General features: G+C 69.8%; 2 protein-coding genes. Both read left to right on the forward strand.

Annotated elements, in window-relative coordinates:
- On the forward strand, positions 1-1,486 hold a 1,486-nt coding region (locus VNS22_RS05740; protein WP_325730495.1), incomplete at its 5' end, for a WecB/TagA/CpsF family glycosyltransferase.
- A gap of 17 nt (positions 1,487-1,503) precedes the next feature.
- On the forward strand, positions 1,504-2,663 hold a 1,160-nt coding region (locus VNS22_RS05745; protein ID WP_325730497.1), incomplete at its 3' end, for a sugar transferase.

Below are 2,663 nucleotides of genomic sequence, written 5' to 3' on the forward strand. Positions count from 1 at the left end.
CTACGGTCTGCGCGACGTCTGCCACTTCAACCCGCCGATGGGTTTCATCCGCGACCCGGCGGCGGTGCTGGAAGCCGCGCAGTTTGTGGAGCGCCATCCGAGCCGCTTCGTCTTCCTGGCGGTGGGCTCGCCGCAGCAGGAGATCCTGGCCCACCGGATCAAGCAGCGCGGCCAGGCGGTAGGCATCGGCCTGTGCGTGGGCGCCTCGCTGCTGTTCCTGGCGGGCGAACTGCAGCGGGCACCTTTGTGGATGCAGCGCGCCAGGCTCGAATGGCTGCACCGCCTGCTCCAGGAGCCCAAGCGGATGTGGCGGCGCTATCTCTACGACGCGCCCAAGATCCTGCGGATCGCCGCTGACCATCGGCGCGAGCAGCGGGTCCTGGTCAGCGTGGTCGTCCTGACCCGCCACCACCAGGAATTCCTCCCGCGGCTGATCGAGCGCTGCGACGCCCAGAGCGGCTTCAATGCTGGTGCCATCGAGCTCCTCGTGGTGGACTGCTCGGCCGACGGCTTGGCCCGGTCGATCGTCGAGCGTGCCGCGGGGGAGAGCCGGACCATCCTGCGCTTCTTGCACCTGCGCGACATAGGCGCCGCCAAGGCCCGCGCCCTGGCCGTCGATCAGGCGGCTGGCGAGTTCGTAGCCTTTCTCGACGACCACGCCCTGCCCGGTCCGGCTTGGCTGGAGACTATGCTTCGGATCACCCGGATCTACGACCCGGACGTCGTACTGGGCCCGGTCGAGGCCGTGCCCGACGAGGCGGGCCAGCGCGACGCCCAGAAGCTCGACACCGGCGTCTACCGCCGCTTCTTTAGCTATCGCAACGACGCCGCCACCGGCACGAGCTTCGAGCCGCGCCGGCCGCTCCAGTTCAAGAGCGGCGGCTCCTACGTCCCGTTCGAGATCCGCAACGCGATGATGCTGAAGGCGAACTTCCGCCAGATCCCCAGCACCGCCACCGGTGCCGACGGCGAGGATGAGCTGTTCTTCAAGCGCATGCTCCGTCAGGGTCGGCGCCTGGTCTGGTGCGCGGAGGCCAGGGTGGAGGAGCACCTGCCGAGGGCCCTGCTCACGCCCGGCCAGCTCTGCCGGCGGACCTTCCGCCGCGCCCAGCTCACCGCCGGTGTGGCGCTGGGCCCGCCGGTGGCATGGGTGGACGTATGGGCCTGGCTCGTGGTCGGACTTGGCCAGGTCCTGGTCGGCTGCGTGAAGACGCTGTTCTGGCCGCTGTCACGCTCGCGCGGCGTGGCCGGGATGCGGCTGGTGGCCGCCGGTGCGGGCAAGCTCGCCATGCTGGGCGGCCGCGACCCGTACCGCGGGGACAGCGTGGTGATCGAGCCGGCAACGCCCGCCCCGCCGCCCGAGCCGCCGCCCCTACCGCCGGATCCCACGATCGTCCTGGAGCCGCTGCGGGCGGCTACGGATGATGGCAGGGCGAGAGCCGCAGGCAGGCGGCGCTGGTGGCATAGGCGCGCCTCGGCAGCCTGAACGGCAGGAAGCAGGAATTGGCTACCAACATCCTTCTTGAGGATACGGCTACCAAGCGCTCACGCCGGCCGGTGGCAGTCTCGGAGCGCAGCGCCGGCATCGGCCTGGTCGTGATCGACACGCTCCTGCTGAGCCTCGTCCTGGCGCTGAGCCTATTGTTCGGCGGCTGGCGCGGGCTCGATGCCGAGCTGCTTCTCCTGGTCCAGCTCGCGACCTTCGGCGGCTGCAAGGCCCTGCTGGGCCTCTACCCCGGGCATGGGCTGGCCCGCGCCCAGCGGATGCAGAAGGTCGTGCTGGCCGTGGGCATCGCGCTGATCGCGAGCCTGGGCCTGGCCGAGCTGGTAGGCTGGCTGGTCGAGCGGGAGGACACACGGTTCTCGTTCTGGCCGGTCCTGCTGGCCGGAATCGTGCTGGGCGTGGGCGAGCCGGTGGCGCGGCGGATCCTGATGCGGCTCGGCCGCTGGCAGCAGCCCGTGTTCATCTTCGGCGGCGGTGACGCGGCCTACGGCATCGTGCGCCAGCTCGCCTTCTACCCGCACATGGGCCTGCGCGCCGTCTGCATCGTCGACGAGAGCTCGATCTACATCCCCGAGGAATATCAGGGGATTCCGATCATCCGCTTCCGTGAGCTCGGCGAGCACGCCAAGCTGTTCAGCATGACCACGACTGCGATCATCGTCGAGCAGTCGGTGGAGCGGACCTTCATCCTGCGCCTCTACACCACCGGGATCTTCGAGAAGATCCTGCTGGTGCCGAGCTGCCACGACCTGATCAGCCTGGGTTCCACGGTACGGCCGGTGGGCGGCATGCTCGCGATCCAGGCCGGCAACGAGCGCCCGCCACCGCTCTCGGCCTGGCTCAAGCGTGCCTTCGACAAGGCGGCCAGCGGCGTGGCCCTGGTCGTCCTCTGGCCCCTGTTCGCGCTGATCTCGGCCATGATCCGCGCCGACAGCCCCGGGCCCGCGATCTTCGCCCAGCCGCGCTGGGCGGGTACCGACCAGCAGTTCACCGCCATGAAGTTCCGGACCATGTACACGGACGGCGACCGCCGCCTGCGCCGGCACTTTTTAAGCAATCCCGAGGCCGAGCGGGAATATGCGCGGTTCCGCAAGCTCGACAACGACCCGCGCGTGACCAAGATCGGCCGGTTCCTGCGCGCCACCAGCCTCGACGAGCT

Origin of the sequence: Geminicoccus sp., from assembly GCF_035556675.1 — a bacterium.
Classification (GTDB): Bacteria; Pseudomonadota; Alphaproteobacteria; order Geminicoccales; family Geminicoccaceae; genus Geminicoccus.